The sequence below is a fragment of the Comamonas sp. GCA5 genome, from assembly GCF_036541385.1.
Lineage (GTDB): Bacteria > Pseudomonadota > Gammaproteobacteria > Burkholderiales > Burkholderiaceae_C > Comamonas > Comamonas aquatica.
In genome coordinates this window covers 1-238 of sequence record NZ_JAZHFR010000295.1, presented here as the reverse complement: position 1 = coordinate 238, position 238 = coordinate 1, and the positions used below count along the sequence as shown (strand labels likewise).

Here is a 238-nt window from a genome sequence, read left to right as displayed (position 1 = left end):
TCAGCATGGCAACTCCTTGGCACGGGATTGCCATGTTGCCAGAACTGCTTGCAGTACCTCTCGGCCATGCAGCAACGGACGCTTGTTTTTAAGCAGCCAATCGTCCGGGACCCGACACCTAGCCTGCTGCTTTTATGTGCAGCAGGAGACCAGGAGTGATTGACGTGGCTACTTTGAGTGTCATCAGGCGCTGGGCTCTGCGTGAGCACCTGTCCATCCGGGAGATCGCCCGCAGAAC

At 57.6% G+C, this 238-nt stretch carries 1 pseudogene; it reads left to right on the top strand.

The annotated features are described in order from the left end of the window. Positions 1-155 precede the first annotated feature (155 nt). Positions 156-238: pseudogene (locus tag SJH88_RS19685) on the top strand (XRE family transcriptional regulator); the annotation flags it as partial.